This is a genomic window from Paracraurococcus ruber (assembly GCF_004353985.1).
Taxonomy (GTDB): Bacteria; Pseudomonadota; Alphaproteobacteria; order Acetobacterales; family Acetobacteraceae; genus Paracraurococcus; species Paracraurococcus ruber.
Window position 1 is genome coordinate 1 of record NZ_SMOA01000545.1, and the last position, 1,617, is coordinate 1,617.

Consider the following 1,617-nt stretch of genomic DNA (forward strand, 5'->3'; position numbering starts at 1 on the left):
GGCGAGCGCCATCATGGCCGCCCGGCCCGGGACGGCCGCGCCGCCGCGACCGGACCGCCGTGCCCCGGCGCCCGCCGGCGGCGCGGCGTGCCCGTCGGCAGGATGCCGCGGCGAGGATCCAGGCGCGCCGGACATGGCCGCTACCCGACGCAGCCGGCCGCGTCCGCGACGGGCGGCGCCGCGGCCAGGTCGGCCAGTTGCAGCGCCGCCGCCTCGGGCGGCATGTCGGGGCGGATGCGCAGCCAGCGCCGCGCCGGGACGTTGCCGGCGATCAGCAGCGTGGTGTGGCGGTCGGGGCGTTCCTCGTCGACGGCCTGGCCGAGCCGGCGCGCCACGTCGCGCAACTCGGCCGGCGCGCCGGTCAGCAGCCGCCAGTCGGGGTAGCTGCCGTATTTCGCCGCCCAGGATTTCAGCCGCTCGGGCCGGTCGCGCCGCGGGTCGGTGGTCAGGTGCACCAGCCGCGGCGCCGCGCCGCGCTCCGTCGCCGCATCGACGATGGACAGGCTCCGGGCGGCCAGCAGCGGGCAGGCATCGGGGCAGGCGGTGAAGATCCAGCCGACCAGCACGGTGCGGCCCCGCAGCACGTCCTCGTAGAAGCGGACCGCCCGGCCGTCCTGGTCGGTCAGCGCGGCATTGGAGAAGTAGTCCCGCTCCCGCGCGTCGCAGTCGAGCGCCGCGGCGGGGCGGGCGAGGCCGCCGGCCGCCAGGCCCGCCAGCAGGCCGCGCCGCGTCAGTCCCATGCCGTTCATGCCGCCGGCCCCCTTCCGTCCAGCGCCGCCGCGACGGCGGCGGCGATCTGCTCCGGCGCCGGCAGGCCGAGCAGCCGCCGGATCTCGCCGCGCCGCGCATCCAGCACCACCACCATCGGCGCATGGTCGGCGCCTGGCTGCGGCCCGCCGAGGCGGCGCAGCACGTCGTCCAGCGCCGGCGGCGCGATGCTGACCAGGCTCCAGCCCGGCCCGGCGCCGAAGCGCCCGCCATACTCCGCCAGCGCCTCCGGCGTGTCGGCCAGCGGGTCGAGCCCGATGGAGAGCAGCCCGGCCTCGCGCGGCAGGCGCGGGCCGAGGATCTCCTGCGCGCCGGCCATGGCGGCGGAGACCACGCCGCAGAGCGCGGCGCAGCCGGTCAGGACGAAGTCGATGGCGACGACGCGCGGCCCGATGACCTCGGAGACCAGGCGCCGCCGCTGCCGCGCCGCATCGGTGACGCGCACATCGGGCAGCGCCCCGCGCAGCCGCGCCACGCCGCCGGCCGCCACCGCCGGCGCCGTGCCGTGGTGGTGCCCGTCATGCGCCTGCGCCGGCAGCGCCAGACCGCCGAGGGCGAGGCCGAGCGCGGCGCGCCGGCCGAGCAGGACCCCGCTCATGGCGCCACCGCCCGCAGCGTGATGTGCGGCAGCGTGCCCGGCTGCAGGCCGAGCGACGGCGATTCCACGTAGAGCGTCACCGGGCCGGGCCGCGGCGCGGCCACCTCGGCCTCGTAGAGCCCGTCGCCGAGCGGCCGCAGCGGCACCAGCGACTGCCAGTGGCCGGCGAACTGCACGAGGCGGGCGCGCAGGTCGGGCGCCGCGCGCCAGGCCGGCTCGCCCGCCGGCCCGCCCAGGCGGACGCGCACCGC

General features: G+C 79.6%; 3 protein-coding genes. All 3 read right to left on the minus strand.

Annotated elements, in window-relative coordinates; translation table 11 throughout:
- Window positions 1–140: 140 nt before the first annotated feature.
- The gene (locus E2C05_RS31620; protein ID WP_133223562.1) at window positions 141–749 is read right to left on the minus strand and encodes an SCO family protein; all 609 of its coding nucleotides are present in this window, start codon (window positions 747–749) and stop codon (window positions 141–143) included.
- Window positions 746–1,366, minus strand: a complete 621-nt coding sequence (locus tag E2C05_RS31625) for an SCO family protein (RefSeq protein ID WP_133223563.1) — start codon at window positions 1,364–1,366, stop codon at window positions 746–748. Before E2C05_RS31625 ends, E2C05_RS31620 begins: the two co-directional genes overlap by 4 nt.
- Window positions 1,363–1,617, minus strand: a 255-nt coding sequence (locus tag E2C05_RS33695; RefSeq protein WP_205083245.1) for a hypothetical protein, incomplete at its 5' end; no start/stop codon positions are given. The genes E2C05_RS33695 and E2C05_RS31625, both read right to left, overlap by 4 nt.

What these genes read in the sequence shown, in the direction of transcription:
- E2C05_RS31625 (WP_133223563.1), bottom strand. Translation starts at nt 1,366, where the DNA reads ATGAGCGGGGTCCTGCTCGGCCGGCGCGCCGCGCTCGGCCTCGCCCTC.
- E2C05_RS31620 (WP_133223562.1), bottom strand. Translation starts at nt 749, where the DNA reads ATGAACGGCATGGGACTGACGCGGCGCGGCCTGCTGGCGGGCCTGGCG.